This is a genomic window from Bacteroides sp. AM54-2NS, assembly GCF_003602935.1.
GTDB lineage: Bacteria > Bacteroidota > Bacteroidia > Bacteroidales > Bacteroidaceae > Bacteroides > Bacteroides xylanisolvens.
This window is the reverse complement of record NZ_QTMZ01000027.1, coordinates 1-18,203: the sequence shown is the minus strand read 5'-3', so window position 1 is coordinate 18,203 and position 18,203 is coordinate 1. Positions and strand designations below refer to the sequence as shown.

Below are 18,203 nucleotides of genomic sequence, written 5' to 3'. Positions count from 1 at the left end.
TAGTTATATATTAAGAGAGATGTTTTATTTCAGAAGTTGTTCTTCAATGATTTGCACATACTTTTCCGGCGTAGCACCAACCTCGATTATCGGTTTGCCGCCTACCGGGATGAAGAATAACGTAGGTAATGCCTGTACACTAAAATGGCTACATAAATCTTTTTCTTTATCAGCATTTACCTTATAGAATATAACTTTTCCTTTATATTTTTCAGCTAGTTTCTCCATTTCCGGAAGTAGACGCATACATGGACCGCACCATGTAGCCCAAAAATCGATAACTATCGGTTTGTCTCCATTATAGATGAAATCATTTCCTTTCGGTAGTCGAAAATGTGTTCGAGGAAGAACTGGCGGGTAATTGGATTCAATTTACCATCTTCAACTTTTGTTTCCGTCACTTTAGCTTCCGCTTCCGGTATAGGAACCATATCGAATGGTTGAAAGTAAATTTTCTGATGAATATAGTCAATAGATATAATTCCGTAGTCCAATATCTTTTTGCCTAATACGGAACGTTTCAAGAATGGGTTTTTCACTGCTATGGCATCTTCAATCTTTGTTTTTACAAACATCGTTTCAGGTAGGATGAGGCTTTCCTCTTCTTTCCTTGTTTCTTTATATCCATTGGAGACTTTTTGGTTACTTCCTTTGGTATATTGTGTGTTCCATGTATTGAAATCTGCTTCAGTAAGATTCACCAATCCTTCACTCCATGTATCTAGGACAAGAGATATCGGCTTTCCCTGGATGTTTATCGGGCATACTATTCCTAATCCCGTTATCAGGTTGAAATTTTCCCGATAGTTAAGTTTCATATAAGAAGGGCGGTAGGGCTGTGTAATCGTAATTTTCTTCCGTTGCATGTCAATGGTTAATACAGAAGTGCGGAAAACAGCACCACTTAATACACCCATAACCCCTAGCTTGCGTAGATAAGGTTCGTCTTCTAATGTGAAAGCCGGAAGATCGTTTGCAAATGTATTTTTACCAATAGCTACTGTTCCCATTTCATATACCTTTCCAACAGGTACCTGTTTAAATACAAAATCTTGGTAAGAACTAAAAGTTCCTCTCTTTTCTGTATTGATGTGTAACTTTTTGAGAGCTTCAGGAAGTAGAGCGTTATGTCCCGATAAATCAAGGACAAAGTCAGCTGCTTCACCATTTATAGTGGCTTCCACGATAATTTTTCCATCAATAGTTTTGAATGGAATGACCTCTGTCATACTGTTTTGTGTTTGCGCACTGATGCCTCCTGTAATACAAAATGCAAGCAAACAGAGATACATTTTAGTTATTATTCGTTTCATATATTCTTTCTGTTTAAAGTTTATTTCTCTTTCCTGATTTCAATTCTTTTCTCTTGATTATCTTTTTTGATGATAATATAGCCGGTATCACCAGGTATAGCATTCATAATTTCTTCTACGGCCATCTGGCTCATGGGGCAATCTTTAAGAGAAGTTCCGTTGATATTAATCACTTCGTCGCCGAAAGCAACTGTATCTTTCATGCTATCCCATATAGTTGTAATTTCGAATCTTTCGTTGCGCGGTAATATGCTTACGTTCCAAAGAGCGGGAGCACCACCCATGTCGATTTTTCCTTCTTCAAATGGGAGGAAGTAAAAACGTCTCCGCATATAATCAATAATTACTTTACCATATTTCAGTAGATCCACCCCGATGATAGTTCCATTCATGACAGTTGTTGTACTACCTACGTTCGTGAATTCTTTTCCCATGATATTGATGGAAGGTACAGATACTTTTTTAATATCTACCGGCTTGCCCAACCCTGTTATTCCGGCAGCTACGATACCATATCCATGATTGGTAACTTGCGAAATGTCAGCCAACCTGTTGTAATCTTCCGTACAATAAAGCAGAAAGCCTCCTGCACCTGTGTCGAACAGAACTTTTAAATCATTGTTTCCTAAGCGAACGTTGACAATGGAATGATGTTCAGTTTCATCCAGCAGCGGAATTCCATCTGTAACCTTTAACTTTTCGGGACGATAAGGATAGTTGATTACCATTATTTTAGAACGGGAATCGAATGTTACTACCGACTGTGCAAAGGCATCTCCTCCCAGAATTCCGACAACTCCCAGTTCTGTGAAGAATGGATTCTTAGGTAGTACCATCGTTTTCAACTGTTTGATTTTGTAGTTCTTTCCGATGGAAATATTTTGTACGTGGGCTTCCTGATAGTTGGAGCCTTGTGCATTCACATCGGAAATGCGCATATATCCTGCGGCAGTAGCTTTCATTTCAGTTGCGGCGTCATACATAGTCCCGGTTCTTCCTCCTGTATCGACGATGTATTTTACATTTACACCATTAACAGTAACGGGTATAATGATTTTCTCCTGAATGAATTCATAAGGAATGGTATCGCAAACTTTATTCTGGATTTGCGCTATCGTTTCTTGTCCGCAGTTTAGAAATAATAGCAGCCATAAGCCGGTCAGTATTCCTATTCTTTTCATGTCATTCTTTTTTGTAGATAATATTCTTTATTCCGGAAGCAGTTTCAATCGTTAGCTTCGTCTGTTTTTTCTCTTTCAATTCTGGTATTCCGTTCAGAATACTTTCGCAGAAGTCATATTTTTTAGTAGGTTTGCCATTAATCTTAATCACTTTGTCTCCTACTTCTATCTTACCTTTCGTGCTGCTCCAGACAGTAGATACATATAAGTCTCCGTCTTTGACCGTCAAATCGAAGTTGTTGCATTGATTGTTGATTTCATTATCCGGTTGGAAAGCTTCAAAATAGAATCTTCCACGTGGATAGTCGATAGTCACTTTTCCGTATTGCAATAACTTTACACCTAGTAATGTGTAAGGGTGTTTATCTGTGTGGGTCGTTAAATTGCGGAATTTGGTGGCTCCTACTGACAATAAGGGAATATGTACTCTATATGAAGATGCTTTATCTGCTTGTCCGGCTACTCCGATGCTTCCTTCCCCATATCCTTCAGAAACGACTTCCATAGATGCCTCCGGTTTAATTCTCTCAAAATCACTTTCAATAAGAGATAACAGACTGGGACTGCCTGTATCAAATAATACGGTGATGTTGCTGATCGGAGCGATCTGTACATTGACAATTGGCATTCCTCCTTCTTTGGTGAAATTCAGCATTTTTCGTAAAGATACTGTAGAAGGCTTTTCGGCAGATGTGACTATGATATTTTTAGTCTGCGAATCAATGCTTACAATAGTACTTGCAAATAAATCGCTTCCGATGATACCATCTACTCCAAAACATTCCCAGCCTTTTACTTCATTGATGATTAGCGACGGGGCATTTTTAAAGTTAATAACATCATCGGGAGTCGTCAGATTTTCTATTCGCGTAGTTTTGTAATAGCTTTCCACGTTATTCACATCTGTCACCTTCATAGAGTCTGTTGCTGTTATTTGTAGTGCTTGACAGGCTTTAGTGGTAAGTGCGGTGCGCCCTCCGGTATCAAAGATAAAAGGGCGTGCATTGCCGTTTACCTTCATTTCGATAACCATTTTTTCGCCTACTATCCGATAAGGTATAGTTGCTTTATATTGTTGGGCGAATAAAGGGACCGCCATGCAAAAGGCAATGACGGTTCCTATTAGACGAGTATATTTCATAGACTAATCTTTATTTGCTGACTTTTTCTGCTTCCAAGATTGCTTGGTAAGCATTAACGATACCTCCGGAAATACATAGGTCATCAAAAAGGAATAAATCTTGTGAAGGGCTATCGTTCACGCGGATTCCTTTTTCTACTTCTACACCTTTGCGTGAAGTGACGCTTTTTAATAATATGTCACGGATTTGAGAGCCGGTCAGTTTAGGGAAATAAGACTTCACAAGAGCAGCTACGCCAGCTACAGTAGCCGAAGCCATTCCTTCTCCAGTTCCTTTTTGATAAGTGTCACCCATATAAGATGAATAAATGTCTGTTCCCGGAGCATAAATATCGAGAGCAGTTGCACCGTAATTGGTGTTCAATACCGGATTTCCATTCTTGTCTGAAGAAGCAACTACCATAAAATTAGTAAGTTCTCCCTCTTTATTCATCTTACGATTGGGAAAGAATTCGTCTTTATCCATATCCATTGATAGATCCCAAACCGGAACTATAACTAATGCCCCTTTCTTCTCTGCCTCTTTCAATGCTTCTGACACCCATTGTTTCTGCTCTTCCGGATATATGGAGTTTTGTTCCGGTAATACGATTACATCTGCACCGTGGTTTACTGCATAGCGGATGGCCAATGCCATATCTTTCAGGTACGGTTCTCCTTCTCCCGGGTGGATGCGTAAGGTCATGATTTCTGCATTGTCTGCAATACCGTTACTTCCGATACCGTTGTCACGTTTAGCTGCGATAACGCCGGCCTTCATTACGCCTGTTGCCGCATCAGATGTCAACAGTACATTATTACCATAATGCGTATCGTTAATATCCAGAGGATTATCACCTACAATTTCTTTTCGATTATCACTTCCGTATCTCTTTAAAGCCTCTTCATAAGACGCTTTACCTGTTTCTACACTTTTCTTTCCCATATTCTGATAAACAGGTTCCCATTTATCCGTATTATAGATGCTGAAATAGTAGGCAGTAAATACAAAAGCGACTTCAGAAAGACTGTCTCTTTCAGCTTTGGGATCATAACAACTTTGGAAGTCCTCAACAGTCAACTCTTTTCCGGGAAAACGTTTTTTCATGTCCTTATCGAACTTTTCAACATATTCTTCTATAACATAAGATAGTTGAAGACCGCCGTAAGCTCCACCGATTCTTGATTCCGGCATGACTTTATAGCGATAGTAATTATATTCTTCTATGTTTTCCGGTGCGGGGACTTCTTGGCGTTTTCCATTGACTATTTTATAATACTTTTTTCCGTCAAAGATATAATCAGCGTATTTATCTTTGAGACGGAAGAATTCACGTTCTCCTTCGCGTGTCAAAGCTTCCATTATTTGGCCGTCTTTACCACCGATGAAGTTCCAGCCATTGATGTCGTCAACAAACCCGTTTTTATCATCATCTTTCTGGTTTGACTTTTCTTTTGGGTTGATCCAGATTGCGTGTTTCAGGTCTTCGTGTTCTACGTCCATTCCGGTTCCGATCAGTGCAACAACCGGTCTTTTCTTTGCTTTCTTTTTGTTGGCTTTCAAGTAATCATAAGCTTTGTTTACTTCAGCTCCGTATACACTGTCCTGGTTGAAAGAACAGTTAAACCAGTCCAGTTCGGATTGTTTTTTTTGTGTTTCTGCCTTTGGTTTGATTAACTGGGCTGATACAGTAACGCTGATGAAACAGCATACGATTGGAAATATAAGTTTCTTCATTGTCAAAAGAGTTATAATTTATATAGTTTGTTTATTGTCTTATTTTTAAAATGGCTTCGCGTACTTGTTCACCCCGAACGTTGCGTGCAGCAAGTTTGCCTTCTTTGTCAATGACTACAAGGAAAGGGATGGAGTAGAAGCCGTAAGCAGTCTGGATAGCACTTGGAGTCTTGCTGTTTTTAGGGAATCCTGCCTTATCCCATAGCATCACCCACGGCAATTTTTCTTCATCCAGCATTTTTCTCCATTTTGCTTCGCTGTCATCCAGCGAGACACTGATGAATTCCAGATCGTCAGCCTTCAATTCATTGTATATGGTTAGCATACTACGCATCTCTTTACGACAAGGACCACACCAGGAGGCACAGAAGTCAAGTACGACAATTTTCCCACGGAAGTCTTTCAGACTTACGTTTTTTCCGTTGGCATCTGTGAAAGTAAAGTCGGGACATTCTGCACCAATGATTTGGTGGGAGAGGATTTCTACCCTGTTTACCAGCCATTTGGCAGATAAAGACTTTCTGTCTTGTTCCGGTATCATGTCCAATAGCATTTTGTTGGATTGGTAATCATTTACATCTGCCAGATAGGCTAATGCAGATGCCATGGAGGGAGTTAGTTTTCCTTTGACGGAAGTGGAAATCGTTGCTATATCCGGGTCTTTTTCTGCTGGCATATAGTTTTGTAAAGTCAGAAACGGATCGATGCCAGTGAATGAAAGCGAACTTTGTTCAGGGTTCTTTTCGTCGAAGTAGCCATTGATTGTTACCGGGTTATTTTCCAGATAAATATTCTGTTCGGTTTCTCCTAAATAGAGTTTGTAGACATCAGGAATGATGTTTATTTCATCGGTACTGAATGTGTTATTAGTACCGATGATGCAGCTTAATACAACGCCTTCATTCATATCTTTTATTTGTAAAGTCGTTGGCTTTAATACTTTTATTCTTCCTGATATTCTTAGCCCGTTATTTCCCCATACAGTGGTACCGCATAAGAGTAATATGGTTAATAATAGATTTTTTACTTTTGTCATTATTATGAGTTTATAGTTCATTATCAGAGTTGTTATTCTTCATCTGGAGTCTCCGGTATTGGAGGTAAAGGTAAATCCCAGTCTTCCGGTCCGTTGGCTATTGCTTCCAGATCGATCTGATATTTATCTTTTAAATATTTCTGTACGAAAGCAAACTTTTCGGTGAGAAAAGGATATTTATCAGCCGGATATACCTCTGCTAGTCGTGCTTGGTTATAGTACATGGAAAGATGCATATATCCTATAAAAGTCTCTTCATTGGTTGGAGGATAAGAGTTGTTGGCTGGTTCGCTGATACTATTGAATACATACGTGTTTACACTTCCCGGATATCCTCTGGTAAGATAATAGTTTGGGTCATCTTCCATTCCCAAGCCTGCTATCAGATTAGTGACATGGTCGAATCCCACTTCAAATTCTTCAGGTATAATGATGTTTCCGGCTTTTACTGCTTTTTCCAATACGGGAGCCAATATCATTTTCCGGCGTCTGTCAAGGAGTGCTCTGTCTGTGGGGATTAAATAAGGATCGCTGGGATTGTCTTCTCCAAACATACAAGTGCACCAATAATCCAGCCCATCGTAATTTTCGTGTATGGGTACAATCCAGCTTGCTAGGATTACGCCTCCAACTTCTAATACGCTTTTGCTATAGACATTGTATCCCAAATACCAATACATAGGCAGAACTTTAGATGTGATCGGCGGATTCAAGTATGCAAAGATATGCTTTTTCATAAATTCGACATAGTAATTGGTCATTTCGTCGTTTACACAGCCTTGGCCTTCGTAGCCACTACCATATGATATGCCTGTCCAGCTGCGATTAAAATCAGCCCTTTGCAGATCTTTATAAATAAGATATACATTATAGTCTTCGTATATTTGGGCGATGTCATCGTCCCAACTATTATTTCCTTGAGGTACTTTAAAGCGTAATTCAATGCCTCCTTCTGTAGGAGTCAGTGTGTCTTCTTCATAACATGAGGTGAATAATGCCATACAAGCAAGTAATCCCCATAATATATATATTTTTTTCATATTCATTTCTTTTGTTTAATTCATAAGATATATACTATTAACTTTCGCGTTTTGGAGCTAAAGGATTCTGCTCCAGTTTTTTATTTTTAATTAAGACGGCGTCTGGTATAGGCATGGTATAGGAAGGATCATTCTGTTTTAATGTATATACCTGTTCTCCCCATCTATGAATAATTTGTGGCATTCCGTAGCGTCGGAGATCAAACCATCGTTGCCCTTCAAAACAAAGTTCTTTTCTTCTTTCATTTTTGATGAAAGTTTTGAGCGCATCACCTGTTAATCCGGTAGGCTCAACAAATTTGTCGGGTTCATAACGTTTAGCCAGTAAGGTTTTTAAAGCAGATAGTGCTGTACTCTCGTCATTATTATGGGCAGCTGCTTCTGCTAGATTTAAATAAGCCTCACCTAGTCTGAAGGATAAAGCAAAGTTTTCCGAACCACTAGGTTCACCTGTAGCTGAAAGTTTGTATTTGCCGAAAGTAGTATAAGAGTCTTCATAGAAAACTTTATCATCTTTATTGAACTCTTTTGCTATATACTTTTCTTTTCTTAAATCTCCATCTTCAAAGCTTTCAATCAAGTTATCAGAAGCGATAAAAGCTTCTCGGTAATAGGTGGTGGTATTACCGAAGTAACCTTCTTCCTCATACTCTACCGACTCATCATTGAATACAGTTAAGTCTGAAACGCTTCCATATAACCAAATAACCTCAGATGATTTTAAAGATGTAAAATTGTAATAAGCTCTGCCACTGTTGGAGAAGGGAGGTTATTTAAGTCTACTAAAGCGAAGGACCAGTCTTTTATTACTTTGTTGGCGTATATGGCTGCATCTTTCCAGTTTTCCATATAGAGAAAGACGCGGGACTTCAGCAATTGTATCATTGGAAGGCTAACCAGATAATTCGGTTCATATTGTTTATCTTTGCTTAAAGTAAGGAATAAACGTTCAGCTTCATTCAGATCGTCCACAATTTGGTTGTATACTTCCTCAACGGTGTTTCGTGTCATTAATAGTTGGTCTTCAGGTAGCAGGTTGCTGTCTAGTTTGAGTGGAACTCCTAAAGCCTGTTTGTTATAGTTGTATGGTGCTCCAAAATGATTGACTAACATAAAATAATAGAAAGCTCTTAATCCGAGGGATTGGGCTATTACATAATTTTTTTCAGCCTCCGTACCATTTACGTCACCGATATAATCAAGAGCTGCATTTGCGCCTAAGATATAGTTATAGTATCCTTCCCAGATATTCTGAAGAGGATAACCATTTCTTTCCATAATGAAAAACATATCCGGTTGCCATGTATAAACAGCTTGTTTGGCTTCTATATTTTTTAGAGAGTTGATGCTAAATTCATAATCAGTTTTGTGGAACTGAATGTCATCGTCTAAGAAGCTAAGAAAGGGTAGTAGGAAATTGCTTTTATCCTGTTTGGGATAAGCAGAACCGATTAACATTTCTTGCAAAGCATTTGCATCTTTGGGAACGTACTCACTTTGAGATTTAGGCTCTAGAAAATCTGAGCAAGAGGATAGTGATAGTAAGACTATTCCTGTTAGTATATATATAATTCTTTTCATTGTCTATCTTTTTATTTTTTTAGAAACCAATGTTAATACCTAATGAATAATTCCGTGGAAGTACACTGTTGCTAACTTCCGGGTCGAAACCGTTGAAACGTTTGCTGGCGATAACAAAGATGTTATCCATGTTAAAGTTGAGTGATAGATTTTTCATATATATTTTTTCGCACCACTCACGTTTCATTTGCCAGGATAGGCCGATGTTACGGCAGCGTAAGAAAGAACCACTGACCACCATAGCGTCAGATTGTTCCCATAATGGAATGCTATAAACATTCTCATTGTTGGGCAATTCTATATAAGCCATTCCTGCTTTGGGTAAAGAAGGAATGATTGTATGGGCTTCGTCTCCCGGTTCTTTCCAACGGTTCAGTAAATCGCGGTTTATATTTGTATATGGATCCGGCATATAATAAGAACTAGCGAATTGGTTGTATGGTGATGGCAGACGCTTCTTGTTGCCGAGTAAAAGTGAAAAACTGGTGTTTAAAGTTAATGATTTATAGCGGAAACTTAAGCTCAATCCACCGGTGAAATAAGGCTCTTTCTGACCAGAATATACCAGATAAGTAGTCGGATCTATTTGTCTGCTACGTTCTTCTTCCGGAATATCCAAAAGATTGAATAAAGCTTCACCGGTTTTTCCGTCTAATCCTGCAAAAGAGTATGACCAGAAACTGCTGAGCGGATATCCTTCTTTTAATACAATATCTGAACGTCCACTTAAGAAGGAAGCTGCATTGACATCAATGTCTGTATGTCCGCCTTCATTCCAGTTCTTGGAAGCATTCAAACTGACACTTAATGCATAGTCCCGTTTCTGTATCGGGGTAAAAGTTAATGTGTATTCGATACCTCTGTTGTGGATAATACCACCGTTGCGTTTCATGGATGTTATTCCATATTCATAAGGTAATTCCAGTTCAACAATGGCATTGGAGCGTCTTGTATAATATTCCAAATTCATATAAAACATACTGAATAATTCCAGGTCTACACCGAAATTCCATGATTTGGTACGTTCCCATGATAGATTCGGATTTGGGATTTGGGAGATGGTAGACTGATATCTGTTGTATAGATTTGCCACTTTCCCCTGATTTAAAATCAAATCCGGACTAATGCGCGTTACTGCATTTCCTTGAATACCATAGGTGCCGCGGAAGTTTAAAGTTGTTATCCATTTTACATATTTCCTCATGAAGTCCTCTTCTGAAGCTCTCCAGGAGAAACCGAATGAATAGGTAGGATCAATACGGTGATTGGCATCCTGACCGAAACGGTTGGATGCATCATTACGTATATTTGCATTAACAACATATCGGTTTTTGAGTGAATATGCTAGTGTGGCGAATACGGAAAGATAATTGTCTGTAGTATTGACTTTTCTCCATCCACCATCATATATCTTTTTTAAAAGCCCCCATCCTTCGTCTTTAGAACCTGTAATAGGTGTAAAAGCTTGTGGAGTGGTTGGTAATGTTATTACTTCTCCTCTATCTGGGGCATATCCCCATACCGTATTGCTGACACCTTTATTAGTGGAAGAACGTAATTCCATACCTACTAAAGCATTAATTCGGTTCTCATTATTAAAGGCTTTACTGAATTGCAGTTTATTTTGGATGTTGTAAGAGTATTGCTGTGCGTTATTTGTGAATAATTCGCCTCCGAATGGGAGTAAGGCTGCTCCAAACTCTTTACTGTTTGGTGAGACAGAGTTGAAATCATAACCACGATATGTTTCAGCAATATAAAACGTTTGTTCAGTTTCCCAAGCTTCGTTTGTGCTGTTATTATTGGAATATCCACCAGTAAATTGGTAAGTTAACCAGTCCAATATATTCCATTTCAAGTCTAGCGAAGCTGACATGAAACTTGATTTTGATTTAGAACCACTATTATTCCGTTCATTTACGAAATTGTATGATAATGATTTGACTCCGCTATTGTATGGGTATGAGGCTTTCATTTGATAGTAAGCATCAGGGTCTATAGAACGATTGGTAGTAGTAGCATACCCCATAGGATTGACTCCTCCGGCAAAACCGTTATTCGTACTTACGCTACCGTTGATCGTTGCATTAATCGTTAGTTTTTGTACCGGGCGTATGGTGATGGCAACGCGTCCGGTCATACGTTCACTGTCGTTTCCTATTTCCTGCCCTTCGCTATTGGAATATCCCATAGAAGCTGCATAACTGTATTTATTTGTTCCGCCGGAAACACTTATATTATGGTTATGGCTAAAAGAACGGCGGGTTAGTAGTTTGAACCAGTCTGTATTTTGTGTTTCCAGAACATTGCGTTGTGCCAGAAATTCTTCAGAAGATATATCGTGCGATAGATACATATTCAATAATCCCTCATAAGTATATATTTGTTTGATTGGTTCTGCACCATAAGGTGTTCCCCAGTTAAACGCTTCTTGTGAGAATAGTACTCTTTCTTTGGAGTTCATATAATTAAACTGTCCATAGTTGGGACGCGTACCCATTACAAAATTAGAGGTGTAATTGACACTTAGACGATCAGTCGTATTCTTTTTGGTTGTGATCTCAATAACACCATTCGATGCTTTTGAACCATAAATAGCGGTCGCAGAAGCATCTTTTAAAATACTAATGCTTTCGATATCAGCAGGATTCAACCAAGAAATCTGATTACCGATAATGTTTTTCAAGTCCTCTGTCATGAGAGAAGATGCATTCAATTCCAGGGGGTCTTCCTGAATGATGCCGTCGACTACCCAAAGTGGGTCTTGATTACCCAGTAAGGTACTGGTACCACGGATTTGAATTTTCGGGGCAGTACCTACACGACTACTTGTATTGGTGACAATCATACCTGCCACACGTCCTTGCAACATTTGGTCAATAGTGGTATATGAAGGCATTAAAATATCTTTTGCTTTTACTGTGGTAATAGAACCTACTAGGTCACGGCGTTGAATATTCTGATAACCGGTTACAACCACTTCGTCGATTTCAGTACTGGAACTGTTTAGAGTGACATTAATCGTTTTCTTTCCTGTATATCTTACAGTCTTTTTCTCCATTCCGATGAATGAATAAGTTAATATTAACCCTTCTTGCGCAGGAATATTAAAAGTGTAATGTCCGTCTAGTCCGGCGATAGCTCCATGTTTTGAACCTCGGACAGTGACTGTAGCTCCGGGAAGTGCTTCACCGCTTGCATCACGTATCCATCCACTAATCGTGATTTTATTAGTCTTTCTTTTCTTAATAACGATGGCAGTGCCTGATACTTCATAAGTCAGGTTAGTTCCTTCCAGACATTCATCCAGAATTTCGGTGATCGTTTTGTTTTTTGCCCTTACGCTGATATCGGTTATGTTAGCGATATCTTCTGTTGCGTACATAAAGATGAATTTTGTACGGTTTTGCAAATACCAAAGCGTAGATTCCAGGCTTTCGCCTCTCAGATCAACGGAGATTCGCTGATTGTCTTGTGCTTGAATCATAAGTGAAGAAAGGGAGAATATCCATAAAAGGCAGAGCTTAACGAAATTTCTGCTTACATAAGATACTCCCTTTGAGGAGGATTGTGTTCGTTTTTTCATAATGCGTTAGTTATAATATGTATTAATAGTTATTGTTTATAAGAAATGTGCAGTATACCTTCTCTTTGTTTTATGTCTACCATATTTAATTCCATTATCATGTCGATAATTGGATTCATGTTTGCATAGCGGTTGAGATAAGCTCCGATTTGTACCTGTCTGGCTGCATCGTCTTCAAAAGTGTATGTGAATCCGTACCATTTGGAAAGATATGACATTACATTCTCAAGAGGAACGTTCATAAATATGAATGATCCGGACTCCCAGGAAGTGTATAATTCTGTATTTACGTTAGATACGGTACTTTCCCGACTATTTTTGTCATATACGAAATGTTGGTTTGGAATCAATTCATAATCTTCGTTTTCACTGCTAATCTCTATAGCTCCACTAATTAGTGTAGTACTTTCCACTTCTTCATCCGCATAAGCCCTTACATTGAAAGAAGTTCCTGTCACCCGAATAGAAGTGTGCGGTGTTTGCACGATAAAAGGATGTGCTTTATCTGGAGCAACATCAAAATAGGCTTCACCTTCAACCTGTACGATGCGTTCCTTATCGCTGAAACAAATCGGATAAGTCAGTTGTGATTCTGCGTTCAGATGTACTTTTGTTCCATCCGAAAGGACAATGTGACATTCCATACCATGCAGTGTACGAAGCGTATTTTTGATTTCTTTCACTTTGGGCTTGTTGGCAGGAGTTTGATAATTTATCCCTTTGGAGTCAATGATGAACACTTCAGTTGCACCCTCCGGAAGGACATTCTCAAAAAGGTTGAAGGTGTTGCCATTACTTAAAGTCAGTTCTCCGCCATGGGTTCCTGGAGTGATTTCACCGATTGGTTCTCCGGCTACCCAATTATAAATAAGGTATGAAATCGGTATTAACAATAGCAAAAGAAGAGCCGCATATTTCAGACTCCTTTTCCATGAAAGAAAACCGGATGTTTTTTCTCCTCCTAGTAGCGGATAGATTCTGTCCCATGCCTTTTGTGAAGAGAAGCTTTTTATTAACCGGCTGTTTTCTTCATACGTTTCCTTATTTAATATCCGGTCGGCTATTTTTTGATGCTCCGGATTTTCATCCAACCACGCATGATAGTTTTTTTTCTCTTCGGGAGTAGACGAATGAGTAAATAAGGAAGCTAAGATTTTTGCAATTTTAAATTTTTCTTTGAATGAATTCATCGTTTTTTCGATTTGTTATATAAGTAAAACAATCCAATCGAAAAAACGGGGTAATCAAAAAGTTACTTTATTTGCATAAAAATAGTAATAAGGTGTAATTTATGCCTTTGAGACTTTCGCGAAGTTTGCGATAGGCGAATTTCTTTAACGTATGGACAGTGCCTTCTGAAATTTGCAATTTGTCAGCAATCTCATGGTTTTTTAACCCTTTCATAGAGTATAAGATGATATTTCGCATTTGGGTAGGCAATTCTTCTACCGCTTTGCGAACCATGTGGAATGTTTCCTGTTCGATAATAGCAGCTTCAAAACCACTATCGAATTCTTCCTGTCCGGAAAAATTAGGAATATCTAATTGTTCATGTTTTAGGTGATTCAGACATTTATTTCGGGTGACGGTATAAAGGAAGCTTTTTACTTTCAAAATGTTGTCGAAATCTTCTTTCCGTTCCCAATAAGCTAACAATACATCTTGCGCAATGTCTTTGCAAACTTCTTTGTCTTCAATATAGTGGGATGCGAACACGCAAAGAATAGGATAGTAGTCATCAAATAGCTTTTTGAAAGCCTGTTTGTTACCACGTCTGATGTCTGCAATTATATTTTCTATATGTATGTTCACTATTTAGGGTGGAGCGACTGGTGCAGGAATTTTCTTATCCAATCTTACTTATTTTCTTCAGCTTTTCTTCTTCGATGATTTTGATCTTTCTTCCGTCGATTGTAATCAGTCGTTCCGTAGCGAACTGTGACAATGTGCGGATAGCATTCGAAGTAGTCATATTAGAGAGATTAGCTAAATCTTCGCGTGAAAGATAAATGCTCAAAGTAGATCCGTCTTCTTCCAAGCCGTAGCTTTCTTTCAGGAAGATGAGAGATTCGGCCAAGCGTCCGCGGATATGCTTTTGTGTCAGATTGACAGTGCGTTCGTCTGAGATGCCGAGATCAATAGAAAGCTGGCGGATAAAAAACATAGCCAGGTCATTATTCTGGGCAACTAAAGTTAAGATAGCATTCATAGGAATCAGACAAACAACAGAGGGTTCGAAAGCTGCTGCGGCAGTTACAAAATCTTGTTTGGCAAAATAAGCACGATAAGCAAAGTATTCGCGTGGTTTAATCATGCGAATAATCTGACTTCTACCTCCCACGCCATCTTTGAAGATTTTTACTTTCCCACTGATAAGACACATCAGATGAGAAGGTGTTTCCCCTTCGCAGTAGATGGTTTCATTTTTTTTGTAGGTTTGTATCGTATAATTGTTCATCAGAAACTCCTTTTGCTCGTTATTTAAAGGAGCTAACATATCGGATAACGGTTCCGAAATATCGATGTCTGACATATTCATTTTTACCATGAGTGCTACAAAACTGTGTTATACAGCACAAAAGTAAAAAGAAAAAATGAGAAAATGAACGAATCTATAAAAAGATTGCACAAAAGTGGGAGCTTTCGTGCAATCTTATAGGCATTTTATTTAGTAAATAACAGTTCCCTGTATTTGGGTAACGGCCATATTTCATCGTCCACTTCCATCTCCAAATGATCGATGTGATCGCGGATTTGATCGAGGTATGGACGTACTTTTTCTTCGTATGCAAATGCTCTTTCCTTGTAGTTCTCCATGTGGTTGGCAACTTTTCGTGCTTCGGTCATTTCGCGAACCAGTACTTTGATGGAAGTGACCCGGTGTGAAATTTCACGGATCAGCTCTTTGCGGTCGGCACTCAACACTTCGTACTCTTCAGCCGGGAATATTTCTTTCAGTCCGCGAAGATTTTCGAGCAATCGGTTCTGATAGGCAACGGCAGTCGGTACGATGTGATTGATGGCGAGGTCGCCCAATACACGGCCTCGATTTGCACCTTCATGGTATATTTCTCCAGTTCCACTTCCAGACGGCTGTTCAATTCGGTTTCGTTGAAGATACGTTCGCCAATCAGCACTGATTTGGATTGGTTGTCAATATAGTGCATCAGGGCTTCCGGTACGTGGCAGATGTTAGTCAGTCCGCGGCGTGCGGCTTCCTGTTTCCATTCTTCAGAATAACCGTCGCCCTCAAAACGAATCGGTTCGGAAGCGATAATCGTTTCTTTCAGTATGCGGAAGATGGCTTCATCTTTGCCTACTCCTTCTTCCATCAGTTTTTCTACTGATGCGCGGAATTCGTTCAACTGATTTGCCATGGCGGCATTGATTGCAATCATGGAGGCGGCACAGTTGGAAGACGAACCTGCGGCACGGAACTCGAAACGATTTCCGGTGAATGCGAAAGGAGAGGTGCGGTTACGGTCGGTAGTATCCAGTAGGATTTCGGGGATACGTCCGATACCTAATTTAAGAGTGGTTTTTTCTTCCGGTGTCATTTTCTCGTTTCCTACCTGGCGGACAATTTCGTCGAGAGTAGACGATAGTTGTGAACCCAGGAAGCAGGAGAGAATGGCGGGAGGAGCTTCGTTGGCTCCCAAACGGTAGCTGTTGCTGGCGCTCATGATGGAGGCACGCAGTAAATCCTGGTTTTTATAAACCATCATTAAGGCGTTTACCAGGAAAGTGAGGAATAGCATGTTCCTTTCGGATTCTTTCCGGGGGCGAACAAGTTGATGCCGGTGTCGGTGCAGAGCGACCAGTTGTTGTGCTTGCCCGAACCGTTTACTCCGCTGTATGGCTTTTCGTGTAGGAGTACATTGAAGTGATGTTTCCTTGCGATACGTTTCATCAAATCCATGACAAGCTGGTTGTGGTCGTTGGCAAGGTTGCAGTTTTCGAAGATAGGGGCCAACTCAAATTGGTTGGGGGCTACTTCGTTATGACGGGTTTTGGCGGGAATACCCAGTTTGTGACACTCAATTTCGAGTTCTTTCATAAATGCCGTGACACGTGGAGGGATGGAGCCGAAATAGTGGTCTTCCAACTGTTGGTCTTTGGCGGAAGAGTGTCCCATCAGTGTCCGTCCCGTCAGGCAGAGGTCGGGGCGTGCATTATATAAGGAAGAGTCAACTAGAAAATATTCCTGTTCCCATCCTAAATTGGTATATACGCGTGTGATGTTCTTGTCGAATAGTTGGCAGACTTCCGTTGCTGCTTTATCTACGGCGGCAAGTGCTTTCAATAATGGAGTTTTGTAATCCAGTGCTTCGCCTGTATAAGAAATGAAGATAGTTGGGATACAAAGAGTGGTGTCTACCACGAATGCCGGTGAAGAAACATCCCAGGCGGTATATCCTCGTGCTTCGAAAGTGTTGCGGATACCGCCGTTAGGGAAAGAAGAGGCATCCGGTTCTTGCTGGATCAGTAGTTTTCCGGAGAAGCGTTCGATTACTCCGCCGTCTTCGCCGAATTCGATAAAACCGTCATGTTTCTCGGCTGTTCCGTCTGTCAGAGGCTGGAACCAGTGTGTGTAGTGAGTGACGTTGAGTGACTTGGCCCAACTTTTCATGCCGTTAGCAATCAAATCTGCTATTTCGCGGCTGATAGGCGTACCTTTTTCGATAGCATCGGTTACAGCTTTGTAGGCTTCTTTGGGAAGATACTCCTGCATCTTCTTGCGGTCGAACACGTGGCTACCATAATAATCAGAGAGTTTGTTGGAAGGAGCAGTTACTTCCAGAGGTTTCCGGTTGGAAAGCTCTTGTAAGGCAAAAAAACGCATTTTTGACATAAATGGTCTACTTTTTATCGGTTGATGGTGCAAAATTATATGTTTTTTCTGAAAGTACCCCTATTTTAAAGGGGGTATTTTTAGAAATGAATGTATTTTTCTAAAGATACCCCCTCTGTTGATTCTCCAACTTCTGTTCTTATTGCTTCTGTTGGTCCATTTCTTTAGCCATCTGTTTAACCAAACTTTCCACTTGGATATAATGGTTGTGATAGTTCCTGAATAACTGTTTGAACACTGGACTGTCCATAGCCATTTGGGTGAGAAATTGTAGGTGTTTACCCGTAGAGGTGTTCATTTGCATACGTTTTTCTTTGCTCAAGTTATCTTGTAGGGAGTAAACACCGCATGAAATTTGGATTTCTGCGATGCCTTCATCCCAAGGATGGGTGTTGAGGTGAGTCAATGCTGCCAAGATTTTTTTCAGGTCTTTCAGCAGAATGTTTAATAGTTCGAATTCGGTGCGGTTTACGGAGCAGGAATCCGGGTTCAGGAGGAAAGCGAATTTAAGGTAGAAATCCTTTAATTCTTCTTTAGGAATAACAAATGAATCTTTGGAAGCCTTTATCATGCCTCCCACCGCTGGTTGAACGGTAACTAGTTTTGTTTCCATAATATAATTATGAATAAGGTGGTAGGCGAAGATTGGCTCAGTCTGAAACCTTGGGGGATTGCGTTAAAATTCTTATTTTTGCATCATGAAAACATCCTCTTCCCAAACGATTGATCCTGTTGCTTCTTTAAGCTTGTTCTTGC

Annotated in this window: 10 protein-coding genes and 3 pseudogenes; all 13 read right to left on the bottom strand. The window is 39.8% G+C overall.

Annotated features, from left to right (window positions below; genetic code table 11):
- Positions 1–24 precede the first annotated feature (24 nt).
- A pseudogene (locus tag DXA05_RS16465) lies at positions 25–1,313 on the bottom strand (thioredoxin domain-containing protein).
- Positions 1,314–1,333: 20 nt separating this feature from the next.
- Positions 1,334–2,494, bottom strand: coding sequence for an aspartyl protease family protein (locus DXA05_RS16460; protein ID WP_128859393.1), 1,161 nt, complete (start codon positions 2,492–2,494; stop codon positions 1,334–1,336).
- 1 nt (position 2,495) lies between these two features.
- Positions 2,496–3,635, bottom strand: coding sequence for an aspartyl protease family protein (locus DXA05_RS16455; RefSeq protein ID WP_128859392.1), 1,140 nt, complete (start codon positions 3,633–3,635; stop codon positions 2,496–2,498).
- 10 nt (positions 3,636–3,645) lie between these two features.
- Positions 3,646–5,352, bottom strand: coding sequence for a S8 family serine peptidase (locus DXA05_RS16450; protein ID WP_008020929.1), 1,707 nt, complete (start codon positions 5,350–5,352; stop codon positions 3,646–3,648).
- 31 nt (positions 5,353–5,383) lie between these two features.
- A complete protein-coding gene (locus tag DXA05_RS16445; protein WP_032811708.1) occupies positions 5,384–6,388 on the bottom strand; it encodes a TlpA disulfide reductase family protein in 1,005 nt (334 codons plus the stop codon).
- Between the two features lie 32 nt (positions 6,389–6,420).
- Positions 6,421–7,434, bottom strand: coding sequence for a hypothetical protein (locus DXA05_RS16440; protein WP_004315453.1), 1,014 nt, complete (start codon positions 7,432–7,434; stop codon positions 6,421–6,423).
- 31 nt (positions 7,435–7,465) lie between these two features.
- Positions 7,466–9,009: pseudogene (locus DXA05_RS16435) on the bottom strand (RagB/SusD family nutrient uptake outer membrane protein).
- A gap of 19 nt (positions 9,010–9,028) precedes the next feature.
- Positions 9,029–12,595 (bottom strand): SusC/RagA family TonB-linked outer membrane protein, encoded by a 3,567-nt coding sequence (locus DXA05_RS16430; RefSeq protein WP_008645679.1) that lies wholly within the window; start codon positions 12,593–12,595, stop codon positions 9,029–9,031.
- Positions 12,596–12,624: 29 nt separating this feature from the next.
- Positions 12,625–13,785, bottom strand: coding sequence for a FecR family protein (locus tag DXA05_RS16425; protein WP_008645680.1), 1,161 nt, complete (start codon positions 13,783–13,785; stop codon positions 12,625–12,627).
- Between the two features lie 67 nt (positions 13,786–13,852).
- On the bottom strand, positions 13,853–14,407 hold the full coding sequence (locus DXA05_RS16420) for an RNA polymerase sigma-70 factor (RefSeq protein WP_008645681.1): 555 nt from the start codon (positions 14,405–14,407) through the stop codon (positions 13,853–13,855).
- Positions 14,408–14,441: 34 nt separating this feature from the next.
- On the bottom strand, positions 14,442–15,143 hold the full coding sequence (locus DXA05_RS16415; RefSeq protein WP_009039694.1) for a Crp/Fnr family transcriptional regulator: 702 nt from the start codon (positions 15,141–15,143) through the stop codon (positions 14,442–14,444).
- A gap of 116 nt (positions 15,144–15,259) precedes the next feature.
- Positions 15,260–17,447, bottom strand: a pseudogene (locus DXA05_RS16410) (glutamine synthetase III).
- Between the two features lie 139 nt (positions 17,448–17,586).
- Positions 17,587–18,060: a hypothetical protein gene (locus tag DXA05_RS16405; protein WP_128859391.1), complete on the bottom strand. Its 474-nt coding sequence runs from the start codon at positions 18,058–18,060 to the stop codon at positions 17,587–17,589.
- Positions 18,061–18,203: the final 143 nt, after the last annotated feature.